Raw genomic sequence first — 19212 nt, forward strand, 5'->3', positions numbered from 1 at the left:
TTAAGTAGGTATTAGCGAGAATTTTAAAGATTTTAGATAAATATCCACGACAAATTCGTGAAGCGAAGAAAAATGTAAAGACTCTTGTATTTATGAACAAGGGTCTTTTTTTTAGCTTGTTTTTTATAAAGAAGGAAAAGATTGGATAATGGTCGAAAAATATAACAAGACTTCCGATAAATGACTGAAATAATAATATTTTGTCGAGAGAAAGGATATTGAGTATGAAAGAAATGCTACAGTTATTTCGAAAGAAAGTGTATGCACGCTTTTTTCTAGCAAATATTTTAGAGCGACTCGGTTCTATGATTGCCGGAATTTCTTTAATGTTTTACTTGTTAGATCAATACGGTGCAGCAACAGGTATTAATCCAAATGGTAAATAGTTTGTATGCTCTATTTGGTTTATTATTATCTGTTACGTGCCTTTATCAAGCTATATTACCTAGTGGGCAAAAGAGAGTGCAGGGTATAGCTGAAGAGATGTAATATGTCTAGCTTTTTATTTCTGAATATTCTATTAAATGTTAAGGGGAATAGTTATGTTGATGCGAACTGCTAAGTGGTGTGGAATTACTTGTTTACAATTATTTGCTGCAATCTTATGTATAATCTGTCTAGGTGCGCTCCCTCGGTTATTTAAGGGGTTGCAAATTGATTTAATCGGTTTTTGGAATGCAATCATAAATGTAGGAGAGAAATTACTTCATCCAACTGAAATTACATATGGGTTTCAGGTACCGAAAAAATTGTTTCCGCAAATTTGGATTCATTATATTGAAACGATGATAGTATTTCTTTCAGCTTTTTTACTTTCTTTATGTATAGCATATGTACTTGTTGTTTTTGTGCTGCAGCGTTCTCATATGAAACAAAGAATTTGGAATGGGATTTTTCTAACCCTTGAGAGCATACCAGATATTTTACTTATTTTATTATCGCAACTTCTTGTCATACTTATTTTTCAAAAAACAGGATTTATGCCAATCAAACTTGCTGGATTAGGGGAAGAAAGAGTACGTTTGTTACCTATTATATGTCTTACAATACCAACAACGTTATTGTTTATTAAACTTTTGTTATTAAGGTTCAGAGAAGAATTAGAGAAAGATTATAGTATGTTTGCCAAGAGTAAAGGGTTAAGCTTACGACATATTTTGACACATCATATTTCAAGAAATGTTTTATTGACGACAGTTTATTATGCGAAAACAAATATTTTATTTATGCTATCCAATTTATATATTATTGAATGGATTTTTAACACATATGGAATGTTTGTATTCGTAAAAGAACATTCAAGTACAGAAATTTTCACAGTAAGTTTAATTATATTATATGTACCGATCTTTATCTTATTTCGTTTATTACATACGCTTTTACAAAATGTTATAAAGGAGCGTGTATAATATGTGGCAAGTTGTTAAAAGAGATGCAAGATTTTGGTTTGGTGTAACCTTTTTAAGTGTCCTTATGATTGTTAGTATTGGGAATACGTTGTTTTTCGATGGGAATATTCGTGAACTAACGATGATGTATAACGCAAAAGGAGAATTAGAGGTTGCTCCGTTTTCACCATCGAGTAAATTTTGGTTCGGAAGTGATGCGAAAGGCCGCGATCTTTTTCAACTAATAATAGAGGGAGCGAAATGGACGGTTGGTGCGAGTTTAATTATAGCGATTTTACGAGTAATTATTGGAGGGGGCATAGGCTTACTTCTCGGTATGTATAGTCGGCGTTCTTTTCCAATTATTTCGTCCTTTTTTGACCCATTCAGCATTGTACCAATGGTTATGATTTCCTATTTTATATTAAGGGGAGTTTTAATGTTCGACAGTGGAGAGGCAGCTGCTCCGTTTCATTTGCGAGTTGCGTTTCAAATTATAGTTCTTGCATGTCTTGCAGTACCGACAGTTATGTTGTATGTAGCACAAGAAGTCAAGCGTATTAAGAAAGAAGAATTTATGTTGGCGGCAACAGTGCTTGGAGGAAGTAAGTGGCAAAGACTGAAGCGTCATGTATGGCCGCATATGTTACCATCATTTCTTTTATTAGTAGCCCAGCAATTTGTAAGTACTTTATTACTCCTCTTGCATCTTGGTTTGTTGGAATTATTTTTTGGCGGAACAATAATTTTTGGCGGTATAGATGCAGATAGTGTAACAAAAGAATGGACAGGGTTAATTGGTCAAAACTTCCGTCACTTAACTACTCATACATGGATTGTACTTATTCCGATTGCTTTTTATAGTATGACAATTTTGTCAGGAAATCTGATTAGTAATAGTATGCAAGATGCGATTAAGCTAGGAAATGTTAGAAGAGCGAATCGGAAGAAGGAAGAAGTGAAAGTAGAGAAACAAATACAGCCTACCATGAATGATTTTTCATTTCATAGTGAGGTGCAAAAATAAAAAAAGATAGCTGAAGACAAATTGTTTTCAGCTATCTTTTTTGTTTAAAGTGGTGGTAAATCAATCTTACCTTCTTCAAATAATTCTTTTATCATATGTTTCGTATAACCAGCTGCTTGACCAAATGTGATTTTTGCTGGCATTGGTGCTTCATTTACATCTACAACTACATCAATAATGCATGGTTTACTTTGTTTTACCGCATTTTCAAAGGCAGGAAGTAAGTCATCTAACTGTTCGACGCGGTATCCAATACCACCGCACGCCTCAGCATATTTTGCGAAATCAGGATTCGTTAAGTCTGTACCAAATTCAATATTTCCCATAACTTCTTGTTCAAATTTAATCATAGCAATTTTATTATTGTTTAATACAACGACAACGATTGGTAGTTTATATTTAACAGCTGTTACGAAGTCATTCATTGTCATTCCGAATCCGCCGTCACCACAAACTGCAAACACTTGTTTATCCGGGAAAGCAATTTGTCCAGCCAGTGCACCAGGTAAACCGCAGCCAAGTGTTGCAAGCCAACTAGAAATGATAAATTGCTGATTCGTCATACGGAAGTGCCTTGCTGTCCATACTGTTACATTTCCAACATCGACTGAAAGAATTGCGTCATCTTCTGTTACTTGTTGCAGTGCATGCATAACTCGCTGTGGTTTAATTGGAGTAGAAGAATCTTCTTCTTGATTGTGTAATTTTTCTTCCCACTTTTTCATCATTTCTTGATGATGTTCTAAGAAGGAATGGTCCTCGTGTTTTTCTACATTTTCAATTAACCATTTTAATGTTTTATCAGCATCACCAGCTAAGCCGATATCTGTCGTATAACGTTTCCCGATTTGTGCGGGGTCTGTATCAATATGAAGTGTTTTTGCTTTTTCGGGTAAGAAACCAGTGAACGGATAAGAAGTACCAACCATAATTAAAGTATCTGCATGCTTCATTGCTTCATAAGAAGGTTTCGTCCCGATTAATCCTAATCCACCGATACAAAGAGGGTGTTCATCAGGAACAATCCCTTTAGCGGGTAATGTAAGTACGATTGGAGCACCGATATGTTCTGCAAATGCAAGTAAAGACTCTCTCGCATGTTTCGCGCCTTTCCCGGCTAAAATAACAGGTTTTTTCGCTTCATTAAGTGCGAGTTTCGCTACAGTTAAATCTTCTTCTTGCGGAAATATTTCAGGTAATGTAAAGGAAGAGTTCGTAATACGTGCACCATTTTTCACTTCAAATTTCGGAACATCATCTGGAATGGTTAGAACCGATACACCTTTTTTCGTATATGCCATTCGAATCGCTTGATTCACTACAGCAGGTAGTTGTTCAGCTGACATTATTCGTTGGTTATAAACCGCAACGTCATCAAACATTCTTTCTAAGTTTACTTCTTGGAAAAAATCCGTCCCGAGTAAATCGGTTTCTACTTGTCCTGAAATTGCTAATACAGGAGCTTGATCGAGTTTTGCATCGTATAAACCATTTAATAAATGAATAGCTCCAGGTCCTGCAATAGCCATACAAACACCAAGTTTCCCTGTTAATTTCGCATATGCCGCCGCTGCTAACGCGCCAGCTTCTTCATGGCGAACTTGAATAAATTTAATTTTATCTTGTTTTTTTCTTAAAGCTTCAATTATAGAATTGATGGAATCTCCTGGCATACCATATATGTGTTCTACACCCCAGTCAATTAAAAGATCCACTAATGCTTCACCGGCTGTTTTCCCAAACATAATCGTTCCTCCTTATAATAGGTATATACTATTATGTTTTGGAGAAAAAGGAAAAATATACAAATGATATAACTTATTTGTTTTAATGATGTCCAGTGAAAAGAGTGAAGACTATTATTAGTAAAAATCCACTTATAGACCACGATAGAAACGGAAGGAAAGGTAGCTGTTTTTTTGCTTTCCAAAGCATTTCGTGAATTGTGACATAGCCAAGAGAACCAATTGCGCTTCCCATAATAAGCCCTTGTAAATGGAGAGCTTTTCCGTCCATCATAATGCCAAAAACAGTACCGGTACCTAGGATGAGAGAAAGTAATAAAGTTGTTAATAAAAATGAAATATATTTATGTTTTGTAAAAAGAAATGGAATAATTAAAGCTAACCCTTCTGGAATATGGTGAATGACAATCGCAAGTAAGAAAGGAATGGCAGAGTCGTTATGATTCGTAAATGCTGTACCTAAAGCAAACCCACTCGGCATATTATGAATGAATATAGCGAAAGAAAGAAAAAGGAAGGTTTGCCATGCTTGTTGATCTTTCTTATGTATAATCGGATGATGGCAATAGTTATCTAATAAGCTCATAACTAAAATACCGATAGCTATCCCAAGTATAGGACCTATTATTTCATAGCTTGAAAATGTTTCAGGAATAATTTCAAGTGATAATAATCCAAGTAAAATCCCACCACATAATGCGTATAAGCGATGCATCTTTTCTTCAATTAGTTGGCGTGTTGCTACTCCAACAGCACCTCCTAATAGTAATCCACCGAACGAAAAAAACGTAACGATTATTGGAATCCATAGACGTTCCATATTATCACACTCCGATTCTATACCCTTAATTTCAGCTTACTAATGGGGGAGGGAGATTAGTCCAAATAATTATGTTTGATTATAGAGAAAAATCTATCAACTCGTTACACCATTTGGTTAAAAAGGTATCTAGATGAAAGAAATAATGAGGAGCCTTGTTTGTTTATTACGGAAAGAAGGCCAAAAAGACGTATGAGTATTGATAACCTAAGATTTATTATCAAACGTATATCGAATCGTGCCGGGATTAAAAAGAGTATTCATCCTCATCAATTACGTCACAGCTATGCTACACATATGATTAACAACGGTGCGTCACTTGAAGTAATACAAAGCTTACTTGGTCATGAGAAGAGTGAAACCACGAGAATATATGCTCAGCTGAGCGGAAAGCTGAGACGCGATTTTTATATTGAATATTTTTGAAAGCTACTGAAATTAATCTTTAATCAAAATCGAGGCCCGCATATATAAAGACGTATCTTTTTGAATTGGGCCACTTAATGGAATATGCAGGAATTTCTTGAAAAGGTTTCGAAGTAGTTATTATACTGACGTTATTCAAAGGAGCAGGAAAATGCAAGAAAATATATCAATTCTTTTAAGTAATGTAAAATTTAAATAGTTGAGAAAGAGAAAGAAATATCAAAAATACAGAGGTGGCTTGCTTGCTAAGAGAAGAATTAAAGAAACGTGCAATATCGATGGTCAAAATTCCTAGTCATTTTCAACCTCTCATAGAGGAGTATGTTGAGCGAGAGAATGGAGAAGGGGAGGCTATTTTTTCATGGACAAACGAAGAACAAGATGAGGGTATTACTGTTAACCTAGATTTATCTGGTAATTTGACTGGTTTAACAATTGATAATAACGATAAAAATTCAGATGTGATTCCTTTAAATATAGAGGAAAAAAGAGAATATGCCGAACAATTCTTACTTAGCAATTATCCTGAAGCATTAAAAGATTTAACATACTATAAAACAAAAAAAATTACTTGTGCAGACCGTTTTTACTATGAACAAATCGTTATGGACTTACCGTTAGAACATGCTGGTTGTTATATTGATATAGACCTCGCGGGGAATATTGTTAACTTTACATATAAAGGTGTGAAAAGGATTCTTGTTATTCCAAAAATGTTGATTTCAAAAGAAAAACTGGTTGAACACGTACAAAATAGACTTAATTTTCAACTGACAATTGCAAAGTTGTCTACTGCTACTCATGATGTAGCAGTAGATGGACTCCGTCTTGTGTACGAACTTGAGCAATTTTTTATGAAATATAAAGCTGACGTTTTGAAACCAACGTTAACGATTATACATGACGAAGACGCTCCGCAAACATATGTCTTGCTTACTCCTCCTTCGAGTACGACCGTACGAAAAGATTTATCTATTGAAGATATCATTGGTATTACCGAGAGGATGGAAGTCATTCGTGAAGTAGATATGGGAGAAGAAACGGGCATAGTGTGGCGTAATCGGGACTGGGAGATGAAGGAAGGGGATTTATCTATAAATGACTTTTTCAAAAGACAGTCAGAAGATACAGTTAAAGCCTTCATTTCAAAGAAAACTGGTAAAATCAGAAGCTTTATGTGGTTTAATGAACGAAGTGGCGATCTTAGACTTAGTCGTGAGGCATGTTATCAAAAAGCCATTGCGTTTTTACAAATGATTGTTCCAGATTATTATGGGTATTTACAACTGATTGTTCGAGAAAACGAGGAAGAAGAGGATGATTCTTCAATGAAAGAATCATTTACATTCCATATGCATAACGGTCATGGTATACCAATTCAACTTGAATTAGTTATGATTGTTGTTAATCGTCAAACAGGACAGGTTGATCATTATAGTGGACCGCGTTTTGATATGGAACAATTGAGCCAAATCCCTGTTGAACCGGTTATTTCTAAAAAAGAAGCAAGTGAAATATTTATCAATCATTTGGATTTTGAATTAGCTTGGAACAAAAATTATGATAGTGAAACAGAATCCTATATCCTTGTTTATCGAGCGTGTGATCGTCATTCCAGGACCTCCATCCAGTACATTGATGCCATGACTGGAGCAGTTATTTCCAATATAGATAAATAACATGTGATGACGTCAAATTGCACAGGTTCAAAGGGACAAAATTAACTAACCAAACTACAACTATGTTTTCTTATTAAACTAAATCTATAGTTAATTAAGAATTAAGTGATTTTAAGATAGTTATTCCATTAAAGGGCGCGATTGTTGAACAATACAGACAGAAAATGATCAAACTTTTTTATAAAAGCTAAATAATTAATCTCAAAAGTTGAATCCATTTTGATCAATCTTGAACAGCTCCCACCCCAAGGAATGGGTAGGAAATGGACAAATGAGTAGGGGGAGATAAATGGCGGTTAGGCAAAAGCCTAAAGGGTCTTCTTGTTGAAGAATTAGTATAAGGTATCGTAATCAGTTCGTTCTTATAGAAAGAAAATGCTGCGGCTCCGAAGCGTTCTTACATCTACGGAATTGTTCCATTGTAAAAGTTTTATCACCAATGAAAAGTGAAAAATATAGAAAAGATAAAAACTAACACGGTAGCCGAAACTACCGTGTTAGTTTTTATCTTATTATTTGTTCCGTAATAAACGCATACTGTTAAGGATTACAATAAGTGCAGCGCCTGTATCACTTAGGACAGCCATCCAAAGAGTAAGCCAACCTGGGAAGATAAAGGCAAGGGCGATAAATTTAATAATCAATGAGAACCAAATATTTTGTTTTATGATGTGCAATGCTTTCCGACTTAGTTTCATTGTATAAGGAAGTTTTTCAAGATTATCTGCCATTAATACAATATCTGCCGTTTCCATTGCGGTATCAGTTCCTGCACCGCCCATTGCAATCCCTAGGTTTGCAGTAGCGAGGGCAGGGGCATCATTTATGCCGTCCCCAATCATAGCCACTGTTTTTCCTTCAGATTGAAGTTGTTTGACAGAATGAACCTTATCTTCTGGAAGTAAGTTAGCAAAATAGCGATCTACTTTTGCTTTCTGTGCAATGTGTTCTGCGGTTCCTTCATTGTCTCCTGTTAACATAACAGTTTCCCGAATACCTGATTGTTTTAATTCTTGAATTGTTCCATAAGTAGTAGAACGAATGGAATCTGCTACTGAAATCATTCCTAAAATGACTTTGTTCGTTCCAACAAGTATCACGGTTTGACCAATTCTTTGCATCTCCTGAATCGGTTCGTTCCACATTTGAAGTGAAACTCCAAAACCTTCATATAATGCTTTATTTCCAGCGTAGTATGTTTCGCCATCTATAGTTACTTGCGCACCTTTTCCTACAATGGTGCGGAAGTCTGTTCCGCTTTGGATAGAAGTTTGATGCTCTTTCGCATATGCTGTAATTGCTTTGGCAATGGGATGATTAGAGTATTCTTCAATTGTTGCTGCGATGGATAATAACGCATCTTCAGTACAATCTACGCTGCGTACATGCATTACTTTTGGTTTTCCTTCAGTCAATGTTCCTGTTTTATCAAACGCAATAGCATTTAATGAACCTGCGATTTCTAGAGCAGTACCACCTTTAATGAGTACACCGTTTCTTGCTGCATTTCCAATTGCAGATACAATAGCAACAGGAGTTGAGATAACTAAAGCACAAGGACACGCAACAACAAGAAGTTCTAATCCTTTATAAAACCATTCCATCCATTCGCCCATACCAAGAAGGGGAGGGATAATCATGACACCAATTGCTAATACAAAAACGATAGGTGTATAGATTTTTGCAAAACGATCAACAAATGCTTCTGTCGGTGCTTTATTTTCCTGTGCTTCCTCTACAAGGTGAATAATTCGAGATAACGTAGTATCCTCAACAAGTTTAGTGACTGTAATCTCAAGAGAACCTTCATCATTAATCGTTCCTGCATATACGGAATCACCAATTTGTTTATCAATTGGGATAGATTCACCAGTTATCGGCGCTTGGTTTACAGTAGAAGTGCCTCCTATAACTGTGCCGTCTAATGGGATTTTTTCACCTGGCTTTACAACAATCGTTGTATTTACTGCAATATCATCAACGGATTTTTTTATAAGTTCAGTTCCAATTTTTATCCAAGCTTCTGATGGTGCTAAATCAATTAATCCACGAATAGATTCTCGTGTACGTTCAATTGATTTATTTTGTAGCGTTGCCCCTAATGCAAATAACCAAACAACTGTTGCGCCTTCTAGCCATTGACCAATTAATGCAGCGCCAATAGCGGCTGATATCATGAGAACGTTCATATCGAGCGATTTACTTCTAATTGCATAAAAGGCACTTTTAGCAGGTTTATAACCACTAATACCAATGCTCATAGCATAGAGAAGTGTAATAAGAAGAGGGGATATGATTGTAAAACTTCCTCCAAATCCTAAAGCTAAAAATAAACCTGAGAGAATCAAAGTTGTATTTTTTGATTTTGAAACAGGTGTTGCCCCTCTAAGAGCTCCAGCTAGAGACGCTTCAAATCCTGCGTTAGACACTTCTTTTATAATGTCATCCACATTCCGGTCATGACGAATATGCATTTTTCCAGTAGCGAAGTTTACTCGAACTTCTTCCACGCCAGAAACGTTGTGTAGATGCTTTTCGATTGTTAAAGCACATGCTCCACAATCCATACCTTCTACAAGATAAGTTTGTACGCCATCTCCTGATATTTTTTGAGTATTAAGAAGAGGTGATGGGTCACTACAGCAAGAAGATTTTGATGTCACTGGTTCTTTGGGTAGGTCTAATTCAGATGAACAACAGGTTTCAGTTTTAATAGAATTGTTACTACTACAGCAAGAGATTTCCTTAGTAATAGGGATAATTGGAATCTCTTTTTTTGAAGAACAACACGATGCTGTTTCATCTGTAGTTTCTTCGTTTTCAGTTTTAGTTTCACCATTACAACAAGAAGTGTTTTTAGCAACTGGAACAATAGGAATCTCTTTTTTTGAAGAGCAACACGATGAAGTTTCCGTTGCTAATTCTTCTTTTGTGGATGCTATGGAAGAATCTTGACAGCAATTCGCTTGTTTTCCGCTCATCTTTTTATCTGTCATGTCAGTTCTCTCCTTTTTGAGATAAACAACCATCGTTTTTGTCACATGATGCTACTTCATTTTGTACCTCATGAAAGACAACATCGAACATTGTAAGTAACTGTTCAATTTGTGTACTGCGTAAGGAATAGTAGACATATTTTCCTTCTTGTCTACCTAGGATAATGCCGCAGCCCTTTAAACAGTTTAGGTGTTGTGAGATATTTGACTGATTTCCTTTAGTGATTTCTACAATTTCGGATACCGTTTTTTCACCATCTAACATACATTGAAGAATCTGAAGTCTTGTTTTATCAGCAAAGCCTCGAATAAATTTGGCTTTAATATCTAAGTCATTTGAGTTGCACAATCGTATTCACTCCAATCGTATTAGTCATTACTAATGTGTTTATTCTTCATTCATATTAGCATTGGCTAATATGTGTGTCAAAATGTTTTCGAAAAGTCTGATAAAAATTACTGAGCTTTGTTTTTTGCTGTGAGAAGGAATGTAAATAATGAATAAAAAATAATATAGTTAGTGGAAGCGAAGGGTATGTTATAGTTTTTGGTGCACGCATTAAGAGATTTTATGTAACAGGGAAGAGAAGCTTTTTGTTTAAATTTCAGGGTATGCAAAATGTAAACGTTGACTGGGATTTATTTCTCATGCTAACATATAGATAATTTAATCAAGGCGGTGGAAATGTATTGGACTCAGATGTTGACTCGGATAGGTGGCTAAATGACCTCGATTTTCTCAAAGTACCTCTCATCATTTTGAGAATGTAGATTGTATACAATCTCATGTTAATGTGTATGAAATTATAGGTATGGAAAGAGAAAATATATCAGGAGGTGAATCCTTTAGTTTCAAGAAAGCTAAGGGAATTAGTTGGACATATTTAATTTAATCATGGTAGCGGTTTTAATCGCATGTACTGCATTTTTCGTGGCAATTGAGTTTGCTATTGTAAAAGTAAGAGGTTCAAAGATTGATCAATTTGTATTAGAAGGAAAGAAGGGTGCGCTGGCAGCTAAGAAAGTGACATCAAACTTGGATGAATATTTGTCAGCTTGTCAATTAGGGATTACAGTTACAGCAATGGGACTTGGAGCACTAGGTGAACCAACGATTGAGAGACTTTTACATCCTTTATTTGATAAGTGGAACATCAATCCTTCCATTGCAGGTGTATTATCTTTAGGAATTGCTTTTACTATAATGACGTACTTACATGTTGTAGTTGGTGAATTAGCACCAAAAACATTCGCGATTCAAAAGGCTGAGAAGGTTACTTTATTACTTTCGGCTCCGCTTATCTGGTTCTACAAAATCATGTATCCGTTTATTCGCTTGTTAAATGGCTCTGCAAGGATGATAACCGGAATGTTCGGCTTAAAACCTGCATCAGAGCATGATGTAGCACATACAGAAGAAGAATTACGATTGATTCTTTCTGAAAGTTATGAACGTGGAGAAATTAATCAAGCTGAATACAAATATGTAAATAATATTTTTGAATTTGATAATCGTATCGCGAAAGAAATCATGGTCCCTCGTACAGAAATTATAGGGCTACATGTAGATAATTCTTTAGCAGACCATATGAAAATAATCCGTGATGAAAAGTACACACGTTACCCAGTATTTGGGGAAGATAAAGATGAAATCATTGGTATGGTGAATGTGAAAGATTTCTTTATCCGTTATATGAATAAGGAAGCAAAAGAATTCAGTTCTATTCAATCGTATACGCGTCCAGTAATTGAAGTAATTGAGACCATACCGATACATAATCTTTTACTACAAATGCAAAAGAAACGTATTCCGTTGGCTGTATTATATGATGAATACGGCGGTACGGCTGGTATTGTAACCATTGAGGATATTCTGGAAGAGATTGTAGGAGAAATACGTGATGAATACGATGAAGATGAGCGTCCTCCCATCCAACAAATGAAGGAAGGTCATGTTGTCGTAGAAGGTAAAGTATTAATTAGTGAATTAAATGATTTACTAGGATTACATATGAATGATAGTGATGTTGACACGATTGGTGGTTGGATTCTGATGCAGAATTATGATATCCAGGAAGGGCAAACAATAAATAGCGAAGGATATGCATTTAAAATTCTTTCTAAAGACCCTCACCAAATCAAACGTGTTGAAATACAAAAAGAAATGTTGGAAGCAGCAACTGTATAGTTGCTGCTTTTATTCAGCTGATAACATGGTAGCCTTCGTCATTAAATTCATTGATTGATCAACTTTTTATCTGTTAACACATTACCGAAATAGGGAATGATTGTTTCCTTTGCATTCACGGTTCAGCACTCCTTCGATATTGTAAAATGTATCTCATTTATACAAATTGTAATATAATTTAAAGGCAAGTTCGTAGCGTAAAATAGATTAAAGGTAACAAATATCGAGAAAGGATTACCTGTCAAAATTATCATTAGTATTTGTATTTCACTAGATAATAAAAAATGTAGAATGATTTCATTTCTGACATTGTTATTTACTAGTAATCAAAATAAAGAATAAAGAAATTTCTCGGCTGGGAATTTTTACACAGTCATAAAATGGAGGCAATAGTTATGCAGCAAATTAAAAAAATAGGAAACGCATTTTGGTATATGACACCCGTTTCCGAGACTGATAGACCTATCTTAGGAATGGTAGTTGGAAAAGAAAAGACTTTGATGATAGATGCAGGTAATTCAGAAGCACATACACAATTGTTTTTAGAAATGCTAAAAGAGCAAAATATCTCAAATCCTGATTTTGTAGCATTAACGCATTGGCACTGGGATCATATTTTTGGATTGCCTGTATTACAAAATGCATTGTCTATCGCACATTTTGAAACAAAAAAAGAGATGCAGACACTAGTTTCTTATGAGTGGTCGGATGAGGCATTGGACGCACGAGTGAAAGAAGGTACAGAAATTGAATTTTGTGCGGACTGTATAAAAAAAGAGTTCAGTGAACAACCAAGAAATATTCAAATTATTCCGCCGACCTTAACCTTTCAGAAGCAACTTGAATTAGACCTTGGTGATGTGACATGTGTGTTAAAGCATGTGGGAGGAGACCATTCACATGACTCTGTTGTCATTTATATTAAAGAAGAAAAGATATTGTTTTTAGGAGATTGTATTTATGCAGATATTTTTTCTTCTAAGCGGAACTATACGACGAAACGAACGTTTAAATTGATACAAGAATTAGAGGGATTTGATGCTGAGACATATATTCTTTCTCATGGGACAGCTATAAATCGGGATGAGTTTTTACAAGAAATTCATTTGCTAAAAACAGTAGGAGCTTATACGGAAACTCATAAAGGCAATGAAGAGAAGATAAAGGCAGCGTATAAACAAGAACTAGATAGAGAATTAAATGAAGATGAGCTAGAAACGATAGAGTATTTTGTAAATGGTTATGAAATGGTTAATCTGTAAAACCTAACTCTAATTAAATGGATGCTTATTCTGACCAAATGCAATTTAACTGCACAAAAAGAGTATTGAAAATTAATTCAATACTCTTTTTAATAATTAAATATCTAGTCCCAACCAATTTCTAAATTTTTTTGCTGGCTCATCACCTGGGTTTATACGGCTTTCAACACTGGTTGTGATTAGCAGCTTTTTTAGCTAATTCAGTAATATATTCAAAGAATGCATCACGTTTCACATCATAAATGACATTTACTGGTCGCCCATCATTAGTTTCCACTGTACGCCCTTGGCTTGGTCCGTAAGTATGGACAATACTAGTAATCGTTAGAGTTTTTGAAAGGTTAGTGTTTCCGACAAACGCAGTAGTTAGTACATCCCATAAATAGTAAGTAGAGTTCGTTGAAAAGTGAACGAGAGGGGGGACCATTGCATAGCATTGACCAAGGAAATCAACACCAATATATTTACGCTCTTTTGCCCACTGTTCACGTATGTCTATTGTTAACGGAACTTGGTTTGTACTTTCTAGTGTCACTAAGTCGATTTCAATTTTTGCCTCCCATACACGAGCTACTGCTTCAGGGTCCCAAAACGAATTCCACTCAGCCGTTCCATCATGTTCTGGTTCATGTACATTGCCTGCACTACGAAATGTCCCTCCCATCCAAATAAGGCGCTCAATTTTCCCCTCGATTACAGGTGCTTCATATAGTGCACGGGCTAAATCCGTAAGAGGACCTGTAAATAATAATGTTGTTTTCTCTTCAGTTTGTAGTAGGGTTTCAATTAAATGATGATGCGCAGGTTTGGCTGCTGCAGGTGTTACAACTTTTCCAGACTCATTTAAAATTGGTAAAGCATCTACATAAAATGCATGCATCCGCCAGTCTTTTGGAAATGGATTTTTCCCACGAGAGTTTGACGCTGCTACTTCAATATTACTTTTGCCGAGGCGATCGATAATTTTACGACTTGCAGACATTGCGGGTTCTAAATAGCAATCTGCAGGGATAACCGAAACACCTGTAAGTTTGACGTTGTCCATCTGAAGTAATAAAAATAATGAAATTAAATCATCTACACCACCATCATGATTGAAGTACACTTTTTTCATCATTTTAATCTCCATCCTATATTAATTAAATATGAATTGAGGAAAAATCATCAATAATTTCTACCACTTCAATTTTCCCATTAATTAATAGCTCAGGAAGTTCATTTCTAACGTTTCCTTTCCAATACTCTCTAGCCTGTTCAATTTTTTGAGCGAAAGGAATACCATCTTCTTTCGGTAAAAGATTTCCGTCACCTTCAAAAGAACTACCGATCACTCGTAGTTTAACAATCTGCAAAACTTTTCGATTGTAAGAATCAAATAGCGCTTTCCATTTCAAAGCATCTTCATAGCTTTTGGAAGCATATAAGCAAGACAACCTTGAGGGATATTCAGGGAATTCTTGCAGTCTAACCATTTCTACAATCGTTTCTCTAACCGCTCTAATTGTTTGATCTATATAATTTATAACTACTTTAGCACTTTCATTATTTATATGTAATTCCTCATTGAGATAATGACTTTTTAAAATTTGAATGGAGTCTTCATCATTAGAATTTAATTGTTCTCTTTCAAAAAAGAAGTGATAGAGGGTATTAGTTTGATTTTTGTCAAAGTGAATGATTTGTCCGATACTCATTGTTTTCCTTGTAACGATGTGATATGCGTAAAATTCTGCTTTATTCATAGTTATCCTCCTAGTAGTAATTATCATATAATTCAATATTAAATTTAATAATTCAACATTAAAATATATAAAACCTTTGTAAGTAAAAAGTTATAAAGTGGGAGGATTGAAGTGAAGAGTGGAAGAAATGCACGTAAACGCTTTAAAAATGTTCACAAAATTTTCACTTACGAAGGAGTTTCCAATATCGATATAATGACAAAGACTCAAAGAGAAGGGATGATGAAAATTGCCAACAACAAGAAAGGAAAACCTCCAATTTGGTATGATGATGTGCCTCGGGATGGTTATAGTTATGACGTTTTACAATTTAGTAATGAATGGAGCAGGAGGGCCAATTCATATTAAGGAGATCGCATTAGAACTAATAATTGGATTTATTATTGCGCTATTAATTGAAATATGTATCGTTGGACCGTGTGCGAAAAAGATTGTATTTGCATTACCATTTGATAAATCAAAAAAAGTAAAGATGATTATTGCGATGGCAACAACAATGGTAATCGGAATGGTATTCTTTATGTCATTTTACGGAATGGCTATGATGTATTTACATAATGGGTTACATGGTGACTCATTCGTTTCAATTTATTTTTCGGTCTTTATTAAAAATTTTATTATGGCGTATCCATTGCAATTAATTATTATGGGACCACTTGTACGTTTCTTATTTGGAAAGTTTGTTTTGAAGAATAAAGCTGTTAATGTAGTGTAGTTTTAATTGTTATAACATTATATATTGATAAAACATTATAAACACATCTCACATATTTTGAGATGTGTTTTTTCGTGTACATTACTAATTATTTTCATATCGATGTGACATTTGTCCTTTTGTTGTTGTAGTATTGTAGCTTTTAATTAAATCATAGATAGAAGATTAGGAGATGATTTTTTGAAAGGTATTTTATTTGCAGTTTTTGGAGGAGTATTCATTACACTTCAAGGTACGTTTAATGCGAAACTTAGTTCAGATATCGGTATATGGTCGACGAGTATTATGACGCATTTAATTGGGTTTCTTATTGCAACAACTATATTTTTGTTAAAGAAAGAAGAGAAAGTAACGGATTTAAAGGGTGTGAAAAAAGTATATTTAGCAGCTGGCGCACTTGGTGGGTTGATTATTTGTGCGGAAACAATGGCGATATATTCAATGGGAGTTACATTAACAGCTGGAACACTTATGGTTGCTCAATTATTAACAGCTACTGTTATTGAAATGAAAGGATTATTTCATATAAAAAAGAGACAAATGGAGAGATACCATATTGTGGGAACAATAGTAATGATTTTAGGTGTTTTTGTGTTTAATATGTAAGGAAAGAAGGGACTGTAAGTGGATAATAAATCAGACTTAATTATTCAATATTTGAAAGCTTATAATATAATTGAAATTTTTTCAGGAATAAGTACTGACAATTTTCAAGTAAATCATTTTGAAAAAGGCAAGCTTATTTGCGATAAAGATGATGAAATTCATCGTTTATATTTTGTTATTAAAGGAAAAGTAAAAGTTTACACGATTACACCAGAAGGAAAGAAACTGATTCTTCGCTTTATAAATCCGTTGGCGATTGTTGGTGATATTGAACTAATACAAAATAGTAAAGCACATAACGTTGCTGAAGCTTGTTCAGATGTAGTAGCTATCTCCATTTCTAATACGGTTATTAGAAACAAGTTATTACATGATCCTATATTTATGAAATTTTTGCTTGAAAACATTGCGAACACGTTAAAAATATCGACTCGTTTTACAGCTCTAAATTTACTTTATCCGGTAGAAGTACGTGTAGCTAGTTATTTACTTTCAATTTCAACGGATAGTAATGGGAATATGTATAAAGAGGATTTGAATTCAACTTCTGTATCAAGTATTGCAGATTTTATAGGTGTAAGTTATAGGCATGTAATTCGAGTTTTACAAAAATTTTATAATGAAAAATTAATTGAAAAGAATAATGGAGTTATTGTAATTAAAGATTTTTCTAGAATGAAGGAAGTTGCTAAAGATAATATATATGAATAATGAAAGGGAGAGAAGGATTATGATTGGATTTAGTTTAGCTATATTAGCTGGAATATTAATTAGCTTACAATCTGTTTTTAATACGAAAGTGAATGAAAATGTAGGACAGTGGTTAACAACTGCATGCGTTCTTGGAATAGGTCTCATGAGTTCTGTTCTATTTTATATCATAACAGAGAAAAGTATTAGCATTAATTTTTATACTACAAATTATTTGTCTTATATAAGCGGATTGTTTGGCATTGGATTAATTATTTGTATAATGGGTGCAATAAAGAGTTTAGGTCCAGCGTATACGGTGTTAATTAGCCTTATTACTCAATTAGTTGTTGCATTATGTATCGATACATTCGGATTGTTTGGAATGGAGAGCGTTCCAATACAAATAAATAAATTAGTTGGAATAGGTCTATTAATTGTAGGAGTAGGAATTTTTAAAAATCTATTTTCGAATAAGAAAGCTATTCATATAAACAAGGATAGGGTCTAAAGAATTTAAAGGAAAAAGGTGTTAATAATTAGAACATATACATGTAGTTGGTAGTAAATGAGCGATAAGGAGAGAAAATAAGTGATTCAGTACATGTTGGAAGATGGTGTACATTATTGGAAAATCGATGGGATTCAGCATTGGTGTAAAATTGCAGGGACAGCTCATAATACAGTTCCTCTCATTATTGTACATGGAGGTCCAGGTGGTAATCATTATGTATTTGAAAGAACACTTGGAGTGAAGTTAGAGGAATATATAACTGTAGTTTATTATGAACAAAGAGGATGTGGGCGAAGTGATGCACCACAAGATGACGATGAATATTCAATAAATATTCTAGTGGAAGATCTAGAGAAATTAAGAAAGAGATTAAATGTAAAGAAAGTAAATTTGTTAGGTTATTCATTTGGTGGACAACTCTGTTTAGAATATGCTTTGAAATATCCAGAGAATATTAAACAAATGGTATTACAAGCGCCATCGTTAGATGAATATGATGATATGTATAATGTGCAGATAGAAGGTTTTTTACAGGTGACAGAAGGAAACATGAATGAACAAATCTCAATAATAAGTAAGTCAGAAGTTTCTTTAAAAGAAAAATATAATCAAGTTTGGAGTGTAGTTGATACCAAAACTATAGATCGACTATTATTTATAAATGAAGAATTTGCAAAGCTAAATCGAAGTCTTTGGGAGGAAAGTAAGTTAAACAATACAGGGAAGATGAGTAAAGTTATTTTAGAAACAAAATCAGCTTTACCACTTATTGAGCGCATTAAAGATTTAGAAACTGATACGTGTGTCATAGTCGGGGCGCATGACTATAACACGGGTGTGGGAATGAGTAGTAGAATAACGAGACAAGTAAAAAATAGTAAACTTGTTATATTTGAAAATAGTGCACATTTTCCAGATATTGAAGAGACGGATAAAGTATGTGAAACGATTATTGAGTTTTTGGAGATGTAGGGAGGATAGTAAGGTCGAACTATACAAGTATGCTCGTTTATTGGATGATACGAAACGTAAAGAGTTTTAGAAGGTTGTTAAACAAGGTGTTTTAATGGTCAAATCCATCAGGTATCAGAATGTGCGGAAGTTCCGAAAGATATTATGGATATGATGTGTATATTCAAATTGGTGGAGATGAAACAAATCATTTTGCTGCGGCAAGATCTTCTTTTGTAAATCCAGTACCTTTTGCTTTTTCTCCCCCATCCGCTTCAATTACTAGTCGTTTTGTAAAAAATGCTGCAAATACTAAATTATCTATCCCACCCAAAAAATATCTTCTTAAATAATCAGCACTATTTTTACGGACTCGACTAATTTTTTTGATAAGACTTGATTATATAAACGGAAAATCCATTTAGAAAATCTGAAAGAACTTTTTCTATGTTACTAGATACAG

The 19212-nt window shown here is 34.4% G+C and carries 18 protein-coding genes and 2 pseudogenes; 13 read left to right on the forward strand and 7 right to left on the reverse strand.

What is annotated here, in order from left to right:
• Nucleotides 1-224 precede the first annotated feature (224 nt).
• The 3 genes and pseudogenes from MHB76_RS11455 to MHB76_RS11465 form a co-directional block, all read left to right on the forward strand.
• Nucleotides 225-353 (forward strand): annotated as a pseudogene (locus MHB76_RS11455) (MFS transporter); the annotation flags it as partial.
• 189 nt (nt 354-542) lie between these two features.
• A complete protein-coding gene (locus tag MHB76_RS11460; protein ID WP_340986512.1) occupies nt 543-1409 on the forward strand; it encodes an ABC transporter permease subunit in 867 nt (288 codons plus the stop codon).
• A 1-nt stretch (nt 1410) separates the two neighbouring features.
• Nucleotides 1411-2415, forward strand: coding sequence for an ABC transporter permease subunit (locus MHB76_RS11465; protein WP_078174196.1), 1005 nt, complete (start codon nt 1411-1413; stop codon nt 2413-2415).
• A 44-nt stretch (nt 2416-2459) separates the two neighbouring features.
• On the opposite strand, the gene MHB76_RS11470 is transcribed toward MHB76_RS11465, so the two are convergent.
• The gene (locus MHB76_RS11470; protein WP_078174195.1) at nt 2460-4160 is read right to left on the reverse strand and encodes a pyruvate oxidase; all 1701 of its coding nucleotides are present in this window, start codon (nt 4158-4160) and stop codon (nt 2460-2462) included.
• An 82-nt stretch (nt 4161-4242) separates the two neighbouring features.
• Nucleotides 4243-4980: a ZIP family metal transporter gene (locus MHB76_RS11475; protein ID WP_078174194.1), complete on the reverse strand. Its 738-nt coding sequence runs from the start codon at nt 4978-4980 to the stop codon at nt 4243-4245.
• A gap of 99 nt (nt 4981-5079) precedes the next feature.
• On the opposite strand from MHB76_RS11475, the pseudogene MHB76_RS11480 reads away from it, so the two are divergent.
• Nucleotides 5080-5406: pseudogene (locus MHB76_RS11480) on the forward strand (tyrosine-type recombinase/integrase); the annotation flags it as partial.
• A 242-nt stretch (nt 5407-5648) separates the two neighbouring features.
• Nucleotides 5649-7085, forward strand: a complete 1437-nt coding sequence (locus MHB76_RS11485) for a YcdB/YcdC domain-containing protein (protein ID WP_340986516.1) — start codon at nt 5649-5651, stop codon at nt 7083-7085.
• 512 nt (nt 7086-7597) lie between these two features.
• On the opposite strand, the gene MHB76_RS11490 is transcribed toward MHB76_RS11485, so the two are convergent.
• Both MHB76_RS11490 and MHB76_RS11495 read right to left on the reverse strand, forming a co-directional pair.
• Nucleotides 7598-10081: a heavy metal translocating P-type ATPase gene (locus MHB76_RS11490; RefSeq protein WP_340986518.1), complete on the reverse strand. Its 2484-nt coding sequence runs from the start codon at nt 10079-10081 to the stop codon at nt 7598-7600.
• Between the two features lies 1 nt (nt 10082).
• Nucleotides 10083-10430, reverse strand: coding sequence for an ArsR/SmtB family transcription factor (locus MHB76_RS11495; protein ID WP_002109853.1), 348 nt, complete (start codon nt 10428-10430; stop codon nt 10083-10085).
• Between the two features lie 525 nt (nt 10431-10955).
• Between MHB76_RS11495 and MHB76_RS11500 the strand changes: the two genes are divergently transcribed.
• Together MHB76_RS11500 and MHB76_RS11505 are read left to right on the forward strand one after the other, a co-directional pair.
• Nucleotides 10956-12269 carry a hemolysin family protein gene (locus MHB76_RS11500; protein WP_078174191.1) on the forward strand — a complete coding sequence of 438 codons (1314 nt, stop codon included), beginning with the start codon at nt 10956-10958 and terminating at the stop codon, nt 12267-12269.
• A 380-nt stretch (nt 12270-12649) separates the two neighbouring features.
• Complete coding sequence (locus MHB76_RS11505) at nt 12650-13531, forward strand: MBL fold metallo-hydrolase (RefSeq protein WP_078174190.1); 882 nt, start codon at nt 12650-12652, stop codon at nt 13529-13531.
• Nucleotides 13532-13694: 163 nt separating this feature from the next.
• Here the strand turns inward: MHB76_RS11505 and MHB76_RS11515 are convergent, their stop codons facing one another.
• Nucleotides 13695-14648: a nucleoside hydrolase gene (locus MHB76_RS11515; protein WP_340986521.1), complete on the reverse strand. Its 954-nt coding sequence runs from the start codon at nt 14646-14648 to the stop codon at nt 13695-13697.
• A 22-nt stretch (nt 14649-14670) separates the two neighbouring features.
• Nucleotides 14671-15273 carry a DUF2441 domain-containing protein gene (locus tag MHB76_RS11520; RefSeq protein WP_199709533.1) on the reverse strand — a complete coding sequence of 201 codons (603 nt, stop codon included), beginning with the start codon at nt 15271-15273 and terminating at the stop codon, nt 14671-14673.
• Nucleotides 15274-15384: 111 nt separating this feature from the next.
• Between MHB76_RS11520 and MHB76_RS11525 the strand changes: the two genes are divergently transcribed.
• The 6 genes from MHB76_RS11525 to MHB76_RS11550 all read left to right on the forward strand — a co-directional run bounded on the left by MHB76_RS11525 (nt 15385) and on the right by MHB76_RS11550 (nt 18770).
• A complete protein-coding gene (locus tag MHB76_RS11525) occupies nt 15385-15621 on the forward strand; it encodes a hypothetical protein (RefSeq protein WP_236735527.1) in 237 nt (78 codons plus the stop codon).
• On the forward strand, nt 15539-15988 hold the full coding sequence (locus MHB76_RS11530; protein WP_236735526.1) for a DUF2798 domain-containing protein: 450 nt from the start codon (nt 15539-15541) through the stop codon (nt 15986-15988). The genes MHB76_RS11525 and MHB76_RS11530 overlap by 83 nt, the downstream gene beginning before the upstream one ends.
• 180 nt (nt 15989-16168) lie before the next feature.
• Complete coding sequence (locus MHB76_RS11535) at nt 16169-16594, forward strand: DMT family transporter (protein ID WP_340986523.1); 426 nt, start codon at nt 16169-16171, stop codon at nt 16592-16594.
• Nucleotides 16595-16612: 18 nt separating this feature from the next.
• Nucleotides 16613-17305 (forward strand): Crp/Fnr family transcriptional regulator, encoded by a 693-nt coding sequence (locus tag MHB76_RS11540; RefSeq protein ID WP_078174188.1) that lies wholly within the window; start codon nt 16613-16615, stop codon nt 17303-17305.
• Nucleotides 17306-17324: 19 nt separating this feature from the next.
• Nucleotides 17325-17795 carry a DMT family transporter gene (locus tag MHB76_RS11545; RefSeq protein ID WP_340986526.1) on the forward strand — a complete coding sequence of 157 codons (471 nt, stop codon included), beginning with the start codon at nt 17325-17327 and terminating at the stop codon, nt 17793-17795.
• Between the two features lie 81 nt (nt 17796-17876).
• Nucleotides 17877-18770, forward strand: a complete 894-nt coding sequence (locus tag MHB76_RS11550) for an alpha/beta fold hydrolase (RefSeq protein ID WP_308033387.1) — start codon at nt 17877-17879, stop codon at nt 18768-18770.
• A gap of 187 nt (nt 18771-18957) precedes the next feature.
• Here MHB76_RS11550 and MHB76_RS11555 read toward each other — a convergent pair whose 3' ends face one another.
• A complete protein-coding gene (locus MHB76_RS11555) occupies nt 18958-19083 on the reverse strand; it encodes a hypothetical protein (RefSeq protein WP_275958401.1) in 126 nt (41 codons plus the stop codon).
• Nucleotides 19084-19212: the final 129 nt, after the last annotated feature.

Origin of the sequence: Bacillus sp. FSL M7-1345 (genome assembly GCF_038006985.1) — a bacterium.
Taxonomy (GTDB): domain Bacteria; phylum Bacillota; class Bacilli; order Bacillales; family Bacillaceae_G; genus Bacillus_A; species Bacillus_A cereus_U.